Genomic DNA, 18,489 nt, shown 5'->3' on the forward strand with positions numbered 1-18,489 from the left:
CGCGTGCGGGTTGCCGATGGCGCGGGAACTGTCGGCCGGGGCCCGCGCGAGCGACGGTTCGTGACCACTCGGCGTCGCGGCGGCGGCACGTCGTGACCGCGCGCTGACCGGCAGTCGCGCGTGGTGGGGCCGAGCATGCGCCCGCGTGGGCAACACGGCGGACGTGGGGCGGGCCTCCAGGCCGGGGTGGACCGTCGCCGCGTGCGTGCGCGAGTGGTCACGACCTGCCGCGTGCGGGTTGCCGATGGTGCGGGAACTGTCGGCTGGGTCCCGCGCGAGCGACGGTTCGTGACCACTCGCCGTCGTGGCGGCGGCACGTCGTGACCGCGCGCTGACCGGAAGCCGGGCGTGGTGGGGCCGACCCTGAATCCGCGGCGCGCCCCGGAGTGCTCCACCGGCTGCGAAAGTCCTCCACTTTCCTCCACGCCATCCCCGGTGCTGTCGAACCGCATGATTCCGGGCCTTGGAGGTCGTCGCTGCCTGGTCCATTCCGGCCTGCGTGCCCCCAGTAGGGGTGTCGCGGGCCGAAAAGGGAGCGGAATCCTGGGCGTGGGGAGGGGAGTGGAGTAAAGTGGGGCTCGCAACGGTCCGGTGGAGCGGAGGGGAGGCCCGACGTGCTGCTCGGTACTCATGCCCCGAAGCTCGACGAGAAGGGTCGCGTGATCCTCCCCGCCAAGTTCCGGGACGAACTGTCCGGCGGGCTCGTGATGACCCGCGGCCAGGAACGTTGCGTCGTGGTCTTCAGTGCCCGGACGTTCGAGGAACTCCACGAGCGCATCCGGACCGCCCCGATGACGTCGAAGCGCACCAGGGACTACATGCGTCTGTTCCTCTCGGGGGCCAGCGCCGAACAGCCCGACAAGCAGAATCGCGTGACGATCCCGCAGAACCTCCGCGAGTACGCGGGGCTCGAGCGGGACCTCACGGTCATCGGCAGCGGTGACCGTGCCGAGATCTGGTCCACCCCCGCGTGGGAGGCCTACTACGCCGAAGCCGAAGAGGCATTCGCCGACAACGACGAGGAGGTGATCCCGGGGATCTTCTGATCCGCGGATCGGGACTCCCAGCCGTGAAGCCCTGACACCACTTCCCCGGTGTCAGGTCGCATGGATGGGGATCCGGACCCACGGCCCAGGAGACGAGGGGCTGCACATGGCTGACAACGACAACGACAACGAGACGCCACGCTTCCCGCACACGCCGGTGATGCTCCAGCGCATCGTCGACCTGTTCACGCCGACGCTCGAGGGCCCGGGCAAGGTCGTCGTCGACGCCACGCTCGGCATGGGCGGCCACTCCGAGGGTCTGCTCGAGCGGTTCCCGGAGCTCACGCTCATCGGGCTCGACCGGGACACCGACGCACTCGGCATCGCGGGGGAGCGCCTGGCCCGCTTCGGTGACCGCGTCCGGCTCGTGCACACCGTGTACGACGGCATCGTCGACGCGATCGAGGGCGAGGGCTTCACGAAGGTCGACGGTGTGCTCTTCGACCTCGGCGTGAGCTCGCTGCAGCTCGACCGGGCTGAGCGCGGGTTCGCGTACAGCCAGGACGCTCCGCTCGACATGCGGATGGACCGGACCGAGGGGCAGACCGCCGCCGACGTCCTGGCCACCTACGACGAGGGCGAACTCCGCCGCATCTTCCAGCGCTACGGCGAGGAGAAGCTCGCCGGCCGATACGCCCGAGCGATCGTCGAGCGGCGGGCGACGAAGCCGTTCGAGATGTCCGGCGACCTGGTCCAGGTGCTGCACGACGCGACCCCGGTCGCCATCCAGCGCCAGGGGCACCCGGCCAAGCGCGTCTTCCAGGCGCTCCGCATCGAGGTCAACGCCGAACTCAGCGTGCTCGAGCGGGCGATCCCGGCGGCGCTCGACGCCATCGCGGTCGGCGGCCGGATCGTCGTCGAGTCGTACCAGTCCCTCGAGGACCGCATCGTCAAGCGGGCACTGGTGGAGCGCACGAAGTCGAGCGCCCCCGCAGGCCTGCCGGTGGAGCTGCCCGAGCACGCCCCCACCTTCTCCCTGATCGTCAAGGGCGCCGAGCTGGCCGACGAGGCCGAACGCGCCGCCAACCCCCGAGCAACCCCCGTGCGCCTGCGCGCGGCCGAGCGGATCCGGAACTGACATGAGCACGAACCTCGCACTCGTCGACCCTGCGGTCGTCCCGTCGCGGGCCCCGCGCCCCGACCGTCAGCGCCGCCCCGAGCTGGTCGAGGTCACCCCGACCGCAGCCCAGCGCCGGGCACGCCCCCGCATCGGGTACGCCGTGGTGGCCGTCGCCGCGCTCGGGATCCTGCTGCTGGCCCAGCTCGGCATCAGCATGGTGCTCAGCCAGGGCGCCTACACGCTCAACTCGCTGTCGGCCGAGCAGACGAACCTGTCCCGCACGCAGCAGTCGCTGTCCGAGCAGCTCCGGGTCCTCGACTCGCCGCAGAACCTGGCCCGCAACGCCCAGTCGCTCGGCATGATCGCCAACTCGACGCCGGTGTACCTCGACCCGAAGACCGGTCGGGTGTACGGCACGCCGACCCCGGCGAAGCCCGACGAGGCCACGGCGTCCACCGAGAACCAGGTGCCGAACTCACTGCTGAGCGACGTGCCGCTGGCCACGAAGCCGGGGGACACCTCCACCAGCAAGGAGACCGGCACGACGGACACGTCGAGCACGAAGGACACGTCCGGCGCCACGAGCTCCGCGGACGGCACCGCGACGTCTGAGAAGACGAGCGGCGCCAGCGCGTCGGACCAGGGGACGGCGAAGTCGTCCGTAGAGTCCGACGCGAACCCGCTCCAGGCGCCCTCCACCCGGTGACCGGCGGGTCCGCCGCACCCTCAGCACCGCCCGGGAAGGACCGCACCGCGTGACGAAGACGATCCGCAACCGACGCCTGCGCTACAGCATCGTGATGCTCGCCGTGATCGCCCTCGTCGGGGTGTTCGTGGTGCGGCTCGTCGACATCCAGGTCGTCCAGGCGTCGGAGCTGAACAAGGCGTCGGCCCAGAAGCGCAGCATCCCCGTGACGATCTACGGCACCCGCGGGTCGATCGTGGACCGCAACGGCACCGAACTCGCCGACAGCGTCACCCGGTACAACATCACGACCTCGCCGCGCCTGGTGAAGGGCTTCAAGGGCAAGCTCGGCGGCACCCGCATCAAGGACGTCAGTGTCGGCACCGCCCTGAGTGCGCTGGCGAAGGCGTCCGGCGGTGACGTCGCGACCATGCGGAAGAACATCGCCGCGAACCCGAAGTCCGACTTCGCGTACCTGGTCAAGGGCCTCGACGTGCAGCACTACGAGGCCGTGCGCGCGCTCGGCATCCCCTGGCTGTACCCGGAGCCACAGGCGGCGCGGGTGTACCCGACGGGTGCGACCACGGGCAACCTCACCGGGTTCATGGGCACCGACGGCGCTCAGGCCGGCCTGGAGTACTCCTACAACCAGTGCCTGGCGGGCACCAACGGCTCCGAGACCTACGAGCGTGGCGAGGACGGCGTGCAGCTCCCGGGCAGCACCGTGACCACGAAGAAGGCCAAGGACGGCGGCACACTCGAGACGACCATCGACAGCGACCTGCAGTACATGGCGCAGCAGACCATCGCGTCCGCCGCCAAGACCCTGCAGGCGGAGTCCGCGACGGCGACGGTCACGAGCGTCAAGACGGGTGAGCTGCTGGCGGTCGCCGACTACCCGACGGTGGACCCGAACGACGTCGACGCCACGACCGACAAGGGCGCCTTCGGTTCCCGTGCCCTGACCGCGTCGTACGAGCCGGGCTCCACGATCAAGGCCGCCATCGCCGCCGCGCTGCTCGACCAGGGCAAGTCGAGCCCCACCGACCAGGCCGTCGTGCCGTACTCGCGCACGTTCCCCTGGGGCGGCACGATCCACGACTCCGAGTTCCACGCCACCGAGAACCTCACGCTGACCGGCATCCTGCAGAACTCGTCGAACGTCGGCATCACCGAGCTCGGCGCGCGGCTGACATCCCAGCAGCGCTTCGACTACATGAAGAAGTTCGGGCTGTTCGAGCCGGAGACGGCCATCGACTACCCGGGCCAGCCCTCGATGGACTACGGCACCACCCCGAACTGGGACCAGCAGACGAACATCAACTCGATGTTCGGCCAGGGGATCTCGACCACGGCGGTGCAGGTCGCGAGCGTGTTCCAGACCATCGCGAACGACGGTGTCCGGATCCCGCTGCACTTCGTCAAGGGCTGCACCACGGCGGACGGCAAGACGATCGACGCGCCCGACGTGCAGAAGCAGCGGGTCGTCTCCGCAGCCGCCGCCACGCAGGTCACCGGCATGCTGCAGAGCGTCGTCACGGGTGGCACGCTGGTGGGGATGAAGCCGATCTCCGGCTACAACATCGCCGCGAAGACGGGGACCGCCGAGGTGGCCGAGGGGTCGCAGGGCTACGGCGGTCAGCGCATCACGTCGGTGGCCGGAATGGCACCCGCCGAAGACCCCCAGTATGTTGTCACGGTGACGTTCACGAAGCCGCAGACCAACAAGTGGTCCAGCGGAGCGGCTCCGGCGTTCCGCACACTCATGTCCCAGGTGCTCGAGAAGTACCGAGTAGCCCCCTCCGCGTCCGAGGCGAAGCTCTACCCGTCCACGTGGTGAGGAAGAAGGAACACTTGTCCGCACGGATCCCCCCGGTCCTCCGACCCGAACACCCGACCCCGAGGGCCGTCTCCGAACTCGCCAACGCGTTCGGTCTGCGAGTCGTCGGCTCGGTCGACAGCATCGAGACCACCGGTGTCACCCTGAGCGCCACCGAGGTGCAGCCGGGTGACCTGTTCGTCGGCGTGCACGGTGCCAACCGGCACGGCGCACAGTTCGCGACCGAGGCCGCCGAGCGCGGCGCCGTCGCCGTCCTGACCGACCAGGACGGCGTCGCACTGGTCGAGCCGTCCGGGCTGCCGGTGCTCGTCGTCGACGACCCCCGCGCCGCCCTCGGCGACGTCGCGGCGTGGGTCTACCGCACCCACCCCGACGAGGCCACCGACCTGCCGCAGCTGTTCGCCGTCACCGGCACGAACGGCAAGACGAGCACGTCGTACATCCTCGAAGGCATCCTCAAGCAGCTCGGCCTGGTCACCGGCCTGAGCTCGACCGCGGAGCGCCACATCGGTTCGCTCAGCGTGACGAGCCGCCTGACCACGCCCGAGGCCAGCGAGATGCACGCGCTCCTCGCCCGCATGCGCGAGAGCGAGGTCCGTGCGGTCGCAGTCGAGGTCAGCGCCCAGGCCCTCAGCCGGCACCGCGTCGACGGCATCGTCTTCGACGTCGCAGCCTTCACGAACCTGTCGCACGACCACCTCGATGACTACGCCGACATGGAGGAGTACTACCAGGCGAAGCTCCCGCTGTTCCAGCCCGAGCACGCCCGTCGCGGCGTCGTCTCGCTGGACACCGACTGGGGCCACCGCGTGGTGCAGGACTCCCGCATCCCCGTGACCACGATCACGGTGCACCCCGACGTCGAGGCCGAGTGGCACGTCGATATCGTCGAGGCGCACGCCGCCTACACCGAGTTCCGCTTGACCGGCCCCGAGGGTCGCGAGCTGACGACCCGTGTGCCGCTGATCGGCTGGCACATGGCGGCGAACGCTGCACTCGCGATCGTGATGCTCGTCGAGGGCGGGTTCGAGCTCGGTGCCATCGCGCACGCGCTCGAGTCGGGCCACCGCCGCTACCCGGACGAGGACGACGCGAGCGAGCGCGACGGCGAGCCGCACCGTGTCTCCGCCATCGAGTGCTACCTGCCCGGCCGCACCGAGCGCGTCTCCGGCGAGCACGGCCCGAGCGTCTACGTCGACTTCGGCCACAGCGCCGACGCGTTCGAGAACACCCTCGCCGCGGTCCGACAGTTCACCTCCGGCAAGGTCCTCATGCTGTTCGGCGCCGACGGCGACCGCGACACCACGAAGCGCGGCGACATGGCCCGCGTGGCCGCGGCCGGCAGCGACATCCTGGTCGTCACCGACCACCACCCGCGCTTCGAGGACGCCGCGTCGATCCGGAAGACCCTGGTCGACGCAGCACGTGCCGCCTACCCGGACCACGAGATCCACGAGGTCAGCCCGCCCGAGGCGGCGATCCGCACGGCCGTGAGCCTGGTCGGCGAGGGTGACTCGATCCTCTGGGCCGGCCCGGGTCACCAGGACTACCGCGACATCCAGGGCGTCCGCACGCCCTACTCCGCCCGTGACGAGGCCCGCGCGGCCCTGCGCGAGGCCGGCTGGGAGCCGAACTCCGGTCCGGCGGAGGACGTCCGATGATCGCCATGACCCTCGCCGAGATCGCCACCGCGGTCGGCGGCGAGCTGATCGGCGGCGCGCAGGCGACCGACGTCGCCGAGCCCGGCGACCTGGTCGTCGAGGGCTCGGTCGAGACCGACTCGCGCCTGGTCCGCCCCGGCAGTGTCTTCTTCGCCCTGCCCGGTGAGGTCACCGACGGCCGACGCTTCGTGGCCGCGGCCGTCGACGCCGGTGCCGCCCTGGTGATCACGCCCGAGCGCGTGGACACGACCGCGCCGCAGATCGTCGTCACCGACGGGTACGAGGCCCTCGCCGCGCTCGCGCACGAGGTCGTCACGCGCGTCCGGATGAGCACCGCGGACCGCGTCGACGCCGACGGTCGCCCGGCACCCCTGCGGGTCGTCGGCATCACCGGCTCGAACGGCAAGACGAGCACGAAGAACATGCTCCGCACGATCCTCGAGCAGCACGGCGCGACCGTCGCGCCCGAGGGCTCGTTCAACAACCACGTCGGCGCACCGATCTCGATGCTCCGCATCACGTACGACACCCGGTACCTGGTCGTGGAGATGGGCGCGAGCGGCGTCGGCCACATCGCCAAGCTCGTGTCGATCGCCGAGCCCGACCTCGGCGTCGTCCTCAAGGTGGGCCTCGCGCACGCCGGCGAGTTCGGCGGCATCGAGGCGACGCAGCGCGCGAAGTCCGAGATGGTCACCGACCTGCCCGAGACCGCGACGGCCCTGCTCAACGTCGACGACGACCGCGTCGCGTCGATGCGCGACCTGACGGCCGCGCGCGTGGTCGGCTTCGGCACGTCGGCGGAGGCCGACTACCGCATCACCGGCATCGAGACGGACCGCAGCGGCACCCGCTTCACCCTCACCGCGCCTCCAGGACAGCCTGGAGGCCCGGATCACGTCGACGTGCGCCTCGCGATCCTGGGTGAGCACCACGCGATGAACGCGTCCGCCGCGCTCACCGTCGCCCACCTGTGGGGCGTCCCGCTCGCCGACGGCGCCGCGGCGCTCGCGTCGATGACGCGCGCCGAGCGCTGGCGCATGGAGCTGCTCCAGGGCGGCCCCGAGGGCGTCACCGTCATCAACGATGCCTACAACGCGTCGCCCGACTCCACCGCGGCAGCGCTGCGGACCCTGGCGCAGATCGTGCGCCCGGGGGAGCGGACCGTCGCCGTGCTCGGTGAGATGGCCGAGCTCGGTGAGTTCTCCGTCGAGGAGCACGACCGCGTCGGTCGGCTCGTCGTCCGCCTCGGCATCGGACAGCTCGTGGTCGTCGGCCGCGGCGCGATGCCCATCCACCAGGCCGCCACCCTCGAGGGATCGTGGGACGGCGAGTCCGTGTACATCGAGGACGTCGACGACGCCGTCCGTGCCATGCAGGAGATGCTCCGCCCCGGCGACGTCGTCCTCGTCAAGTCCTCGAAGTCTGCCGAACTGCGATTCCTCGGCGACCGCCTCGGAGGTGTCACCGAATGATCGCGCTCCTCGTCGCCGGCGCCACGTCGCTGGTGTTCACGTTGCTGCTCACCCCGTTCTTCATCAAGCTCTTCCACCGTCTCGGGTGGGGGCAGTTCATCCGTGACGACGGTCCGCAGTCCCACCACACCAAGCGCGGGACCGCCACCATGGGTGGCATCGTCCTGATCATCGGTGCGGTGATCGGGTACTTCGTCGGCCACCTGGCCGGGCGTGACTCGATCACGCTGTCCGGCCTGCTCGTGCTGTTCCTGATGGTCGGGCTCGGGTTCGTCGGCTTCATCGACGACTTCCTCAAGGTGCGGCGTCAGCGGAGCCTCGGGCTCGGTGGCTGGGCCAAGATCCTCGGTCAGGTCATCGTCGGCGTCATCTTCGCCACGATCGCCCTGGTCGTGCCGACGTCGAACGGCAAGCCGCCGGCATCGACGATGATCTCGGCGATCCGCGACGTGCCGTGGCTCGACTTCATGGCGCTCGGCACCGTCATCGGCACCGTGTTGTTCCTCGCCTGGATCGTCCTGCTGACGGTGTCGACGTCGAACGGCGTGAACGTGGCCGACGGGCTCGACGGACTGGCCACCGGGTCGAGCATCCTGGCGATCGGCTCGTACGTCATCATCGGTTTCTGGCAGTCGAACCAGATCTGCGGCGGCGCCCGCCTCGACTCGAGCACCGCACACGCCTGCTACACCGTGTCGAACCCGCTCGACCTCGCCGTGGTCGCGGCCGCGGTCTGCGGTGGGCTCATCGGCTTCCTCTGGTACAACACCTCGCCGGCGCAGATCTTCCTCGGTGACACCGGTTCGCTCGGCCTCGGCGGCGCCCTCGCCGGCCTCGCGATCCTCAGCCGTACCGAGCTGCTGCTCATCCTCATCGGTGGCCTGTTCTTCATCGTCACCGGCTCCGTCATCCTGCAGCGGGCCTACTTCAAGATCACCCACGGCAAGCGCATCTTCCTGATGAGTCCGCTGCACCACCACTTCGAACTGAAGGGGTGGGCCGAGGTGACCGTCGTCGTCCGCTTCTGGATCATCGCCGGGCTCTTCGTCGCGGCGGGGGTCGGACTCTTCTACCTCGAATGGATCGCACGCGTTGGTTGACCCGGTGTCCTCGCCGTCCCGCCTCCAGTCCCTCGACAGCTGGTACTCCGAGGGGTGGAAGGGGCTGAACGTCGCCGTCCTCGGCCTCGGGGCCACCGGGTTCTCGGTCGCCGACACGCTCGTGGAGCTCGGCAGCGAGGTGACGGTCTACTCGTCCGACGCCCCCGCCGACAGCGTCGAGCTGCTCGACGTGATCGGTGCCCGGTTCCTGCAGACCCCGCTCGACGCCGTGCCGGACGCCCTCGTGCAGCAGGCACCCGACGTCGTCATCGTGTCGCCGGGGCTGCCCCCGCACAACGCAACCGTGCGGTGGTCGGTGACGAACAGCACCGTCTGGGGTGACATCGAGCTCGCCTGGCGCGTGCGGGACAAGGTCGTCCGCGGCCCGGTCGCCGCCCCCTGGATCACGATCACGGGCACGAACGGCAAGACCACGACGACACAGCTCACGACCGCGATGTACGAGGCCGGCGGCCTGCGTGCCGTCGCGTGCGGGAACATCGGCGTGCCGGTGCTCGACGTCGTCCGCGACCCGGTCGGCTACGACGTGCTCGTCGTCGAGCTCTCGAGCCACCAGCTGCACTACGCGGCGACGTCCGGCGACGGTGCCGTGGTGCCGCTCGCGAGCGCCTGCCTGAACATCGCCGACGACCACCTGGAGTGGCACGGCTCCGCCGAGGCGTACCGCGCGGCGAAGGCCAAGGTCTACGAGCGCACCGTGATGGCGTGCGTCTACAACACCTCGGACGACGCCACCCGGCAGATGGTGCAGGAGGCCGACGTGGTGGAGGGCTGCCGTGCGGTCGGCTTCACCCCCGGCGTCCCCGCTCCCGGCGACGTCGGCATCGTCGAGGACGTCCTGTGCGACCGGGCCTTCAACGAGGACCGTCGCAACAGCGCGCTCGAGCTGTCCACCATCGCCGACCTCGAGGCCGCCGGGCTCGCCAGCCCGCACATGACCATGAACGTCCTGGCCGCCGCTGCACTGGCCCGTGCCGGCACCGTCCAGCCGAGCGCCATCCAGTCGGCCGTCCGGGCGTTCCGCGCCGACCACCACCGCACCGAGCTCGTGGCCCAGGCGGACGGCATCACCTGGGTCGACGACTCCAAGGCCACGAACCCGCACGCCGCCACCGCGTCGCTCGCGTCGTTCGACACCGTCGTGTGGATCGTCGGTGGCCTGTTCAAGGGCGTCGACGTCGACGGTCTGGTCGAGCGCTTCGGCCCCGGCGTCCGCGCCGTCGTGGTGATCGGCACCGACCGGACCCCGGTCCTCGAGGCATTCGCGCGACACGCGTCCACGGTCCCGGTGCTCCAGGTGGAGACGACGGACACTGATCAGGTCATGCGCGAGGCGGTCCGGCATGCCGCATCGGTCGCGAGGCCGGGCGACACCGTCCTCCTCGCCCCGGCGGCGGCGTCGTTCGACCAGTTCGGCTCCTACGCCGACCGGGGGCAGCGTTTCGCGGCCGCGGTCAACGAGCACCTGGGAGGAGAAGTCGATGGCGACGACACCGACGGATCTTCCGAACAGCCGTAACGGCCGGACCGCGTCGACCCCACGACGGACCAACGGCGCGATCGTCGCCGTCAAGAACGTCTTCGTCGCGGAGTCCAGCACCTTCTACACGATCCTCGGCGTCACGCTGTTCCTCGTCGTCTTCGGCGTCGTGATGGTGCTGTCCTCGTCGAGCGTCGAGGAGTACGCGGCGACCCACGACTTCTTCGGGGCGGCGTCCCGTCAGGGCCTGTACGCCGTGCTCGGCGTGCCGCTCATGCTCATCGCCAGCCGGGTCCCGACCCGGATCTGGCGGAAGTGGGCGATGCGGCTGCTCGGTGCGGCGCTCGTGCTGCAGCTGCTCGTGTTCACCCCGCTCGGCATCGACATCCAGGGCAACCGGAACTGGATCGAGCTCGGGTCGTTCACCGCGCAGCCGTCCGAGGTCGTGAAGCTCGGCCTGGTGCTCGGCATCGGCGCCATCATCTACGTCAAGCGGGACAAGCTCGACGACTGGAAAGAGGTGTTCATCCCGATCGGGATCGCCTCGATGCTCTCGCTCGGGCTCGTCGTCCTCGGCGGTGACCAGGGCACCGCGATGGTCATGCTCATCCTGGTGTTCGGCGCGCTGTACATCGGCGGCGTCCGTGCCCGGCACCTGCTCGTCGGCCTCGGTGCGTTCGCCGTGATGCTGCCCTTCGTGACGATGGCCTCGGCCTCGCGCTCGACCCGCATCAGCGCCTGGCTGTCCGGGTGCACCGACACCAGCCAGTACCAGGACATCTGCTGGCAGCCCGTGCACGGCATGTGGGCGCTCGCGTCCGGCGGCGTGTTCGGCGTCGGCCTCGGCAACTCGAAGGCGAAGTGGTCGTGGTTGCCCGAGGCGGACAACGACTACATCTTCGCGATCATCGGCGAGGAGCTCGGCCTGATCGGCGCCGTCGTGGTGCTCAGCCTGTTCGTGGTGCTCGCCGTCGGCATGATCAAGATCATCCGGCAGTCCCGCGACCCCTTCGTGAAGACGGTCACCGGTGGCATCCTCGCGTGGATCATCGGCCAGGCGCTCATCAACATCGCCGTCGTGCTCGGCCTGCTGCCCGTGCTCGGTGTGCCCCTGCCACTCATCTCGGCCGGTGGTTCGGCCCTCATCATGACCCTGGTGGCGATCGGCGTCGTGCTCTCCTTCGCCCGTGACCTGCCCGGCAAGAACGACCCCGGCCTGACGAACGCCCCACTCGACCGGACCTCCACGAACGGATCACTGCGGTGAGCAAGTACCTCTTCGCCGGCGGCGGCACCGCCGGCCACGTCAACCCCCTGCTCGCGGTCGCCGACCGGCTGACCGAGCGGGAGCCCGGCGCCGAGGTGCTCGTGCTGGGTACCGCCGAGGGCCTGGAGTCCCGCCTCGTCCCGATGCGCGGCTACGAGCTGCTGACGATCCCGCGCCTGCCGTTCCCGCGGAAGCTGAACGGCGCGGCCCTGCGCTTCCCGCAGCGCTTCGCGGCGGCGGTCAAGCGAACCGAGCAGATCATCCGCGACCACGAGATCGAGGTGGTCCTCGGCGTCGGTGGCTACGCGGCCGCTCCGGCGTACATCGCCGCGCGCCGAACCGGCACCCCGATCGTCGTGCACGAGCAGAACGCCAAGCCCGGGCTGGCCAACCGCCTCGCCGCCTTCCTCACCGAGCACGTCGGCCTGACCTTCTCGAACACCCGCCTGCGCCACGGCCGCGTCGTCGGCATGCCGCTCCGTCGCGAGATCGAGTCGCTCGACCGCCGTGCCGTCCGGGCCGAGGGGCTCGCCGAGTTCGGGCTCGACCCGGAGCGGCCCGTGCTGCTCGTGACCGGTGGCTCCTCGGGTGCGCGGAGCATCAACCGGACGATCAACAAGTCCGCCGCCACGATCGTGGGCGCCGGCTGGCAGGTCCTGCACGTCGTGGGTGCCGCGTCGGACATCGGCCCGAGCGACCTCGAGGGCTACCACGTGCTGCCCTACTGCGACCGGATGGACCTGGCGTACGCGGCGAGCGACTTCGTCGTGTCGCGCTCGGGTGCCGGCATGGTGTGCGAGCTGACCGCCGTCGGGCTGCCGAGCGCGCTCGTGCCGTACCCGGTGGGCAACGGCGAGCAGCGCCACAACGCGAAGGACGTCGTCGACGCCGGGGGAGCCGTCCTGGTGGCCGACGGGGAATTCGACCAGGACTGGGTGACGTTCCAGCTGCTGAGCATCCTGCAGGACCGCTCCCGCATCGCGGACATGACCGTGCGGGCGGGCAGCGTCGGCCACCGCGACGGCGCCGACCGGATGACCGACCTGGTCCTCGACGCCGCGAAGCAGGCCCCCAGCACCACGGAGGAACGATGACCATCAAGCCGGACCTGACCCAGCCGATCCCGGACGACCTGGGCACGGTGCACTTCGTCGGCATCGGCGGCGCCGGCATGAGCGGGATCGCCCGGATGTTCCTCGCCGCCGGGCACCGCGTGACGGGCAGCGACTCCCGCGAGACGGAGACGACCGGCACGATGCGCGACCTCGGCGCGACCGTGCACATCGGTCACGACGCGGCGAACGTCGGCCAGGCCGACACCATCGTCGTCACGAGCGCCCTCTGGCCCGACAACCCCGAGCTCCTCGAGGCGCAGCGCCGCGGTCTGCCGGTGCTCCACCGCTCGCAGGCCCTCGCCGCCCTGATCGCCGAGCGCCGCCTCGTCGCGGTCGCCGGTGCGCACGGCAAGACCACCTCGACCGGCATGATCGTCACGGCGATGGTCGAGCTCGGCCTCGACCCGAGCTTCGTCAACGGCGGCGTCATCCAGTCCCTCGGCACGAGTTCGGCCCCGGGGTCCAGTGACCTGTTCGTGGTCGAGGCCGACGAGTCCGACGGCTCGTTCCTGCTCTACGACGTCGCCGTGGCCCTGGTCACCAACGTCGACGCCGACCACCTGGACCACTACGGCAGCGAGGAGGCCTTCACCGAGGCCTTCGTCGAGTTCGCCGCGAAGGCGAGCGAGCGCGTCGTCATCTCGAGCGACGACGCCGGTGCGAAGACGGTCACGGCCGGCATCCGCCAGCGCGCCGACGCCCCCGAGATCGTCACGTTCGGCGAGGCCGTCGACGCGGACGTCCGCATCGAGGGCATCACCGAGTCGGCCGGCGTCGAGGTCGACTTCCGCGCCGGTGGCGAGGCGTACCACCTGACCCTCCGCGTGCCCGGCCGGCACAACGCGATCAACGCCGTCGGCGCCTTCGCGGTCCTGACCGGTCTCGGCGTCGCCCCGGCCGACGCGATCCGCGGGCTCGAGGCGTTCGGCGGCACCCAGCGCCGCTTCGAGCTGCACGGCGTCGAGCGCGGGGTCTCGGTCTACGACGACTACGCCCACCACCCGACCGAGGTCGCCGCGGCGCTCAAGGCCGCCCGCAACGTCGTCGGCGACGGCCGCATCATCGCCATCCACCAGCCGCACCTGTACTCGCGCACCCGCCTGATGGCGGGTGACTTCGCCAAGGTGTACGAGGAGCTCGCCGACCACACGGTCGTGCTCGACGTCTACGGTGCCCGCGAGGACCCGGAGCCCGGCGTGACCGGCGCCCTGGTGCAGGAGCGTTTCGCCGACCAGTCGCGCGTCGAGTTCCTGCCCGACTGGGACGAGGCGGCGGCACGCGCGGCCGCGGTCGCCCGTGACGGCGACATCATCATGACGCTCAGCTGCGGCGACGTGTACCGGATCATCCCGCAGGTGCTCGGCGCCCTGGGTACCGACGGAGCGTCGTCCCGGTGAAGCGACCCGAGGGGTTCGACGAGGGGGACGCCCGCAGGGACGCCCCGGCCGAGGCCGCGGAAGCGCCCCGGCAGCGTCGTCGTCCCTCGAAGCCGCGGCTCCCGTTCCGCGGACGCGTCGCCGACGACCGGGAGGCCCGCCCCGCGTCCGCCCCGGAACCCCCGGTCGACGAGACGGTCGACCCCACCCCCGCGGTCCAGCCCGACGTCGACACCTCCGGTCCCCAGCGGGACCGCGTCGGCGCCTTCGCCGGTGCGGCCGGACGCCGCTTCGGCGCCGGACTCTCCACCGTGGCGGACCGCCTGCGTGAGTACACGCCGAACGAGGACCACCGGGACCCGGAGACCGACCGCCGCGACGCGGAACGCCGAGCCGCCACGAGCGGTGGAGCCGACCACGACGCGACCGTGACCGACGTGCTCGACGCGACCGGTGCCTCCCGGACCGACCAGCACGCCGAGGCGCCCATCGGGGCGCGGGTGCGCGCTGCCGAGACCGCGCGTGAGGCACGCATCGCGAAGCGCCGACGCCGGTTGCTCGAGCGTGCCGAGGTCCGCCGGTTCACCCGGCGCAGCCGGCACCGTCGCGCCGCGTGGATCACGGCGGCGAGCGTCGTCCTCGTGCTCGGGGTCTCGATCCTCGTCGCGGTGTTCTCACCGCTGATGGCGCTCCGCACGATCGAGATCAAGGGCACCAACCGCGTCGACGAGTCCGCGCTGCGCCAGGCGCTGTCCGACCAGATCGGCACGCCCCTGGCCCGGCTCGACTTCGACGCGATCAAGCGGGACGTCGCCGGCTTCCCGCTCATCGAGAGCTACGTGACCGAGGAGGCTCCGCCGCACACGCTCGTCGTCACGGTGACCGAGCGCACGCCGGTGGTCGCGGTGCAGTCCGGCAGCACGTTCGACCTCGTCGACCCCGCTGGCATCGTCGTGCAGTCGTCGCCGAAGCGTCCCGCCACGATGCCGCTCGCCGACATCGGTCGGGCGCGCCTCGGTTCCGCGAGCTTCCGCACCATGACCGAGGTCGTGCTGGCACTGCCGTCGACCGTCCGTTCCCAGGTGACGCGCGTCGCCGGGTCGACGGCCGACGACGTCACCCTGACCCTCAAGGACGGCTCGACGGTCGTGTGGGGGAGCCCGGACGACTCGGAGGCGAAGGCCCAACTGCTCGCCGCGCTGGTCAAGGACCACGCGGCGCGGAACCCCGGCGTCGTCGTCGAGTACGACGTCTCGGCACCGGACAACGGCGTGATCCGCGCGAAGGACTGAATTGCCGGACCTGATCGGCGACACGCGGCGTGGCGGGGCGACAGTGCGCCGAACGCACCCGTAGCGTCGAAGACAGCACCACATCTACCAGCATTGCCCCTGAACTTCAAGTAGAGGTTGAGGGTTCGACCGGAGGCCTGACTGACGTGACCACGAACCACAACTACCTCGCCGTCATCAAGGTCGTCGGTGTCGGCGGCGGCGGCGTCAACGCCGTCAACCGCATGATCGAGCTCGGTCTCCGTGGCGTCGAGTTCATCGCGATCAACACCGACGCCCAGGCCCTGCTGCTCAGCGACGCCGACGTCAAGCTCGACGTCGGCCGCGAGATCACCCGCGGCCTCGGTGCCGGCGCGGACCCCGAGGTCGGCCGTCGTGCCGCCGAGGACCACGCCGAGGAGATCGAAGAGGCCCTGGCCGGCGCCGACATGGTGTTCGTCACCGCGGGCGAGGGCGGCGGCACCGGCACCGGTGGCGCACCGGTCGTCGCACGCATCGCGAAGTCCATCGGTGCACTGACCATCGGTGTCGTGACGAAGCCCTTCAGCTTCGAGGGCAAGCGTCGCCAGTCGCAGGCCGAGAACGGCGTCGCGGGCCTCAAGGACGAGGTCGACACGCTCATCGTCGTCCCGAACGACCGCCTGCTCGAGATCAGCGACCGTGGCATCTCCATGGTCGAGGCCTTCGCCACGGCCGACCAGGTGCTCCTCGCCGGTGTGCAGGGCATCACCGACCTCATCACCACCCCGGGTCTGATCAACCTCGACTTCGCCGACGTCAAGAGCGTCATGCAGGGTGCGGGTTCCGCACTCATGGGCATCGGCTCGTCCCGCGGTGCCGACCGTGCGATCAAGGCGGCCGAGCTCGCCGTCGCGTCGCCGCTGCTCGAGGCCTCGATCGACGGTGCGCACGGCGTGCTGCTGTCGATCCAGGGTGGCTCGAACCTCGGCATCTTCGAGATCAACGACGCCGCGCGTCTGGTGCAGGAAGCCGTGCACCCCGAGGCGAACATCATCTTCGGTGCGGTCATCGACGACACCCTGGGTGACGAGGTCCGCGTGACCGTCATCGCCGCGGGCTTCGACGGCGGCGAGCCGGCGCAGCAGCAGAAGGAACGCCGCTCGAGCTACGTCGACCCGGAGTCGAGTGCCGCGGCGCCCGTCGCCGCCTCGACCGGCGCGATCGAGGACTCGACCACGTCGAGCCCGTCCTGGGCCTCGCAGGAGCACCAGCCGCCGGTGCAGCGCGCCGCCGACCCGGCGTTCGACGACGACGACGAGCTCGACGTCCCCGACTTCCTGAAGTAACCCACCCTTGGTAGCCGACACGCGCCTCCCGTCCGCCTCGTCACCCGACGACGGACCGGAGGCGCGTCTCGCGTCCGTCAGGAGCGGCATCGCCGACGCGGCGCGCGCCGCAGGGCGCTCGCCCGACGAGCTGACGCTCGTCGTCGTCACGAAGTACCACCCGGCGTCGCTCGTCCGCGAGCTCGCCGCGCTCGGCGTGACGGACGTGGGGGAGAACCGCCACCAGGAGGCGCAGGCGAAGGCCGCCGAGCTGGCGGACCTCGGCCTGACCTGGCACTTCGTCGGGCAGCTGCAGTCGAAGAAGGCCCGGCAGGCCCGGCGGTACGCCCACGTGGTGCAGTCGCTCGACCGTGGGTCCGTCGTCGACGCGTTCGCCCCGACCGAGGCCGAGCCAGAACCCCGGGTCATCGACGGGTTCGTGCAGGTGAACCTCACCGACGACCCCGGCCGTGGCGGGGTGCAGCCGGACGACGTCGAGGCCATGGTGTCGCGCGTGCTGGACACCGGGACGATCCGACTGCGGGGTGTCATGGCGGTCGCGCCACTGGACGAGGAGCCCCGAGCCGCCTTCGCCCGACTCCGCTCGATCTCCGAACGGGTCGTGGCGCTCGAGCCTGCTGCGACCGACATCTCGGCCGGCATGAGCGGGGACTACGCCGAGGCGATCCTCGAGGGCGCGACACACCTGCGGATCGGCACCGCAATCACGGGAAACCGGCCGCCCGCACCCTAGCCTCGTTGCAGGGCACCACGAGCACGAACCCCGGAGGAACCATGGCCAACCCGCTGAAGAAGACGATGGTCTACCTCGGCCTCGCCGATGAGGAACTCGACTACGAGGACGAGCAGCAGGCCGAGCCCGCGCGCCAGCAGGCAGCCCCTGCCCGCCAGGCCGCAGCGGCTGCTCCGGCGCCCGCCGAGCCGCAGGAGACCCCCGCGGCGGCAGCAGCCCCCGCGGCCGCTCCCGCAGCCGTCCCGGCTCCCACCAAGACGCACACCCACCAGCGCGGCGCCCAGGTCACTCCGCTCCGCCGCTCGCACACGACCGCACAGAAGGCGACCCCGGTCCAGGAAATGAACGAGATCCTCACCGTCCACCCGCGCGAGTACAAGGACGCCCAGTCCATCGCCGAGAGCTTCCGCGACGGCATCCCCGTCATCATCAACCTCTCGCAGATGACCGAGGGTGACGCCCGACGCATGATCGACTTCGCCTCCGGGCTGTCGCTCGGTCTTTTCGGCAAGATCGAGCGCGTCACGAACAAGGTCTTCCTCCTGTCGCCGGCACACGTCGCAGTGAGCGGTGAGCCCGCTGAGGTAGAGTCCGACATCGAGGCGAACTTCTTCGCCCAGTCCTGAGCCGTACCCGGCACACCCGCCCCTGAGCGTCGTCTGACGACGCTCGCCCGAGACGAGCGAGCCCCATCGTGTCCGTGATCCTAGGGATCATCTCCCTCGCGTTGCTCCTGTACTTCTTCGTGATGTGGGGGCGTTTCGCGCTCGACCTCGTGCAGAGCTTCAACCGTTCCTGGCGTCCGCGCGGGGGCATGCTCGTGGTGTCCGAGTTCGTCTACACGATCACGGATCCGCCCATCCGAGCGGTGCGACGGGTCCTCCCGCCGCTCCGCCTGGGGCCGGTGGCGCTCGACTTCGGCTGGACGATCGTGATGCTCGTCGTCATCATCGCCCGGTTCGTGGTCGCCGCCCTGGCACGCGGTATCTGAGCGGACTCCCGTCCGCGACACGCGCCACGCCAGGCGCGCGGCA

The 18,489-nt window shown here is 70.7% G+C and carries 16 protein-coding genes; all 16 read left to right on the plus strand.

The genetic code is table 11. From position 1 onward, the window contains the following. The first annotated feature begins 614 nt into the window (after nt 1–614). The 16 genes from mraZ (at nt 615) to DEJ00_RS13810 (ending at nt 18,446) form a co-directional block, all read left to right on the plus strand. Entirely contained in the window at nt 615–1,046 is a 432-nt protein-coding gene (mraZ, locus tag DEJ00_RS13735) for a division/cell wall cluster transcriptional repressor MraZ (protein WP_017886616.1), read from the plus strand. Nucleotides 1,047–1,152: 106 nt separating this feature from the next. Continuing rightward, entirely contained in the window at nt 1,153–2,124 is a 972-nt protein-coding gene (rsmH, locus tag DEJ00_RS13740) for a 16S rRNA (cytosine(1402)-N(4))-methyltransferase RsmH (RefSeq protein WP_111057744.1), read from the plus strand. Between the two features lies 1 nt (nt 2,125). Beyond that, nucleotides 2,126–2,812, plus strand: a complete 687-nt coding sequence (locus DEJ00_RS13745; RefSeq protein ID WP_111057745.1) for a hypothetical protein — start codon at nt 2,126–2,128, stop codon at nt 2,810–2,812. Between the two features lie 49 nt (nt 2,813–2,861). Beyond that, entirely contained in the window at nt 2,862–4,631 is a 1,770-nt protein-coding gene (locus DEJ00_RS13750) for a penicillin-binding protein 2 (RefSeq protein WP_083404250.1), read from the plus strand. A 14-nt stretch (nt 4,632–4,645) separates the two neighbouring features. Beyond that, complete coding sequence (locus tag DEJ00_RS13755; RefSeq protein ID WP_111057746.1) at nt 4,646–6,292, plus strand: Mur ligase family protein; 1,647 nt, start codon at nt 4,646–4,648, stop codon at nt 6,290–6,292. Then, entirely contained in the window at nt 6,289–7,764 is a 1,476-nt protein-coding gene (gene murF, locus DEJ00_RS13760; RefSeq protein ID WP_111057747.1) for a UDP-N-acetylmuramoyl-tripeptide--D-alanyl-D-alanine ligase, read from the plus strand. The genes DEJ00_RS13755 and murF overlap by 4 nt, the downstream gene beginning before the upstream one ends. Continuing rightward, the gene (mraY, locus tag DEJ00_RS13765) at nt 7,761–8,864 is read left to right on the plus strand and encodes a phospho-N-acetylmuramoyl-pentapeptide-transferase (RefSeq protein WP_111057748.1); all 1,104 of its coding nucleotides are present in this window, start codon (nt 7,761–7,763) and stop codon (nt 8,862–8,864) included. Before murF ends, mraY begins: the two co-directional genes overlap by 4 nt. A 4-nt stretch (nt 8,865–8,868) precedes the next feature. After that, nucleotides 8,869–10,404 carry a UDP-N-acetylmuramoyl-L-alanine--D-glutamate ligase gene (murD, locus tag DEJ00_RS13770; RefSeq protein WP_111057749.1) on the plus strand — a complete coding sequence of 512 codons (1,536 nt, stop codon included), beginning with the start codon at nt 8,869–8,871 and terminating at the stop codon, nt 10,402–10,404. After that, nucleotides 10,367–11,632: a putative lipid II flippase FtsW gene (ftsW, locus tag DEJ00_RS13775; protein ID WP_111057750.1), complete on the plus strand. Its 1,266-nt coding sequence runs from the start codon at nt 10,367–10,369 to the stop codon at nt 11,630–11,632. The genes murD and ftsW overlap by 38 nt, the downstream gene beginning before the upstream one ends. Next, entirely contained in the window at nt 11,629–12,726 is a 1,098-nt protein-coding gene (locus DEJ00_RS13780) for a glycosyltransferase (RefSeq protein WP_111057751.1), read from the plus strand. Before ftsW ends, DEJ00_RS13780 begins: the two co-directional genes overlap by 4 nt. Further along, nucleotides 12,723–14,144 carry a UDP-N-acetylmuramate--L-alanine ligase gene (gene murC, locus DEJ00_RS13785; protein ID WP_111057752.1) on the plus strand — a complete coding sequence of 474 codons (1,422 nt, stop codon included), beginning with the start codon at nt 12,723–12,725 and terminating at the stop codon, nt 14,142–14,144. The genes DEJ00_RS13780 and murC overlap by 4 nt, the downstream gene beginning before the upstream one ends. Next, a complete protein-coding gene (locus tag DEJ00_RS13790) occupies nt 14,141–15,415 on the plus strand; it encodes an FtsQ-type POTRA domain-containing protein (RefSeq protein ID WP_111057753.1) in 1,275 nt (424 codons plus the stop codon). The genes murC and DEJ00_RS13790 overlap by 4 nt, the downstream gene beginning before the upstream one ends. Nucleotides 15,416–15,561: 146 nt before the next feature. Next, on the plus strand, nt 15,562–16,722 hold the full coding sequence (ftsZ, locus tag DEJ00_RS13795; protein WP_027465251.1) for a cell division protein FtsZ: 1,161 nt from the start codon (nt 15,562–15,564) through the stop codon (nt 16,720–16,722). A gap of 7 nt (nt 16,723–16,729) precedes the next feature. Beyond that, nucleotides 16,730–17,455 carry a YggS family pyridoxal phosphate-dependent enzyme gene (locus DEJ00_RS13800; RefSeq protein ID WP_071245726.1) on the plus strand — a complete coding sequence of 242 codons (726 nt, stop codon included), beginning with the start codon at nt 16,730–16,732 and terminating at the stop codon, nt 17,453–17,455. Between the two features lie 41 nt (nt 17,456–17,496). Further along, the gene (locus DEJ00_RS13805; RefSeq protein WP_027465253.1) at nt 17,497–18,081 is read left to right on the plus strand and encodes a cell division protein SepF; all 585 of its coding nucleotides are present in this window, start codon (nt 17,497–17,499) and stop codon (nt 18,079–18,081) included. A 68-nt stretch (nt 18,082–18,149) separates the two neighbouring features. Next, nucleotides 18,150–18,446 (plus strand): YggT family protein, encoded by a 297-nt coding sequence (locus tag DEJ00_RS13810; protein ID WP_017886631.1) that lies wholly within the window; start codon nt 18,150–18,152, stop codon nt 18,444–18,446. Nucleotides 18,447–18,489 lie beyond the last annotated feature (43 nt).

Origin of the sequence: Curtobacterium sp. MCLR17_039 (assembly GCF_003234745.1) — a bacterium.
Lineage (GTDB): Bacteria > Actinomycetota > Actinomycetes > Actinomycetales > Microbacteriaceae > Curtobacterium > Curtobacterium flaccumfaciens.

Bases quoted from the DNA above. Each gene is read 5' to 3' on its own strand.
- rsmH (WP_111057744.1), top strand. From the start codon at position 1,153: ATGGCTGACAACGACAACGACAACGAGACGCCACGCTTCCCGCACACG.
- DEJ00_RS13745 (WP_111057745.1), top strand. From the start codon at position 2,126: ATGAGCACGAACCTCGCACTCGTCGACCCTGCGGTCGTCCCGTCGCGG.
- murF (WP_111057747.1), top strand. From the start codon at position 6,289: ATGATCGCCATGACCCTCGCCGAGATCGCCACCGCGGTCGGCGGCGAG.
- mraY (WP_111057748.1), top strand. From the start codon at position 7,761: ATGATCGCGCTCCTCGTCGCCGGCGCCACGTCGCTGGTGTTCACGTTG.
- ftsW (WP_111057750.1), top strand. From the start codon at position 10,367: ATGGCGACGACACCGACGGATCTTCCGAACAGCCGTAACGGCCGGACC.
- murC (WP_111057752.1), top strand. From the start codon at position 12,723: ATGACCATCAAGCCGGACCTGACCCAGCCGATCCCGGACGACCTGGGC.
- DEJ00_RS13805 (WP_027465253.1), top strand. From the start codon at position 17,497: ATGGCCAACCCGCTGAAGAAGACGATGGTCTACCTCGGCCTCGCCGAT.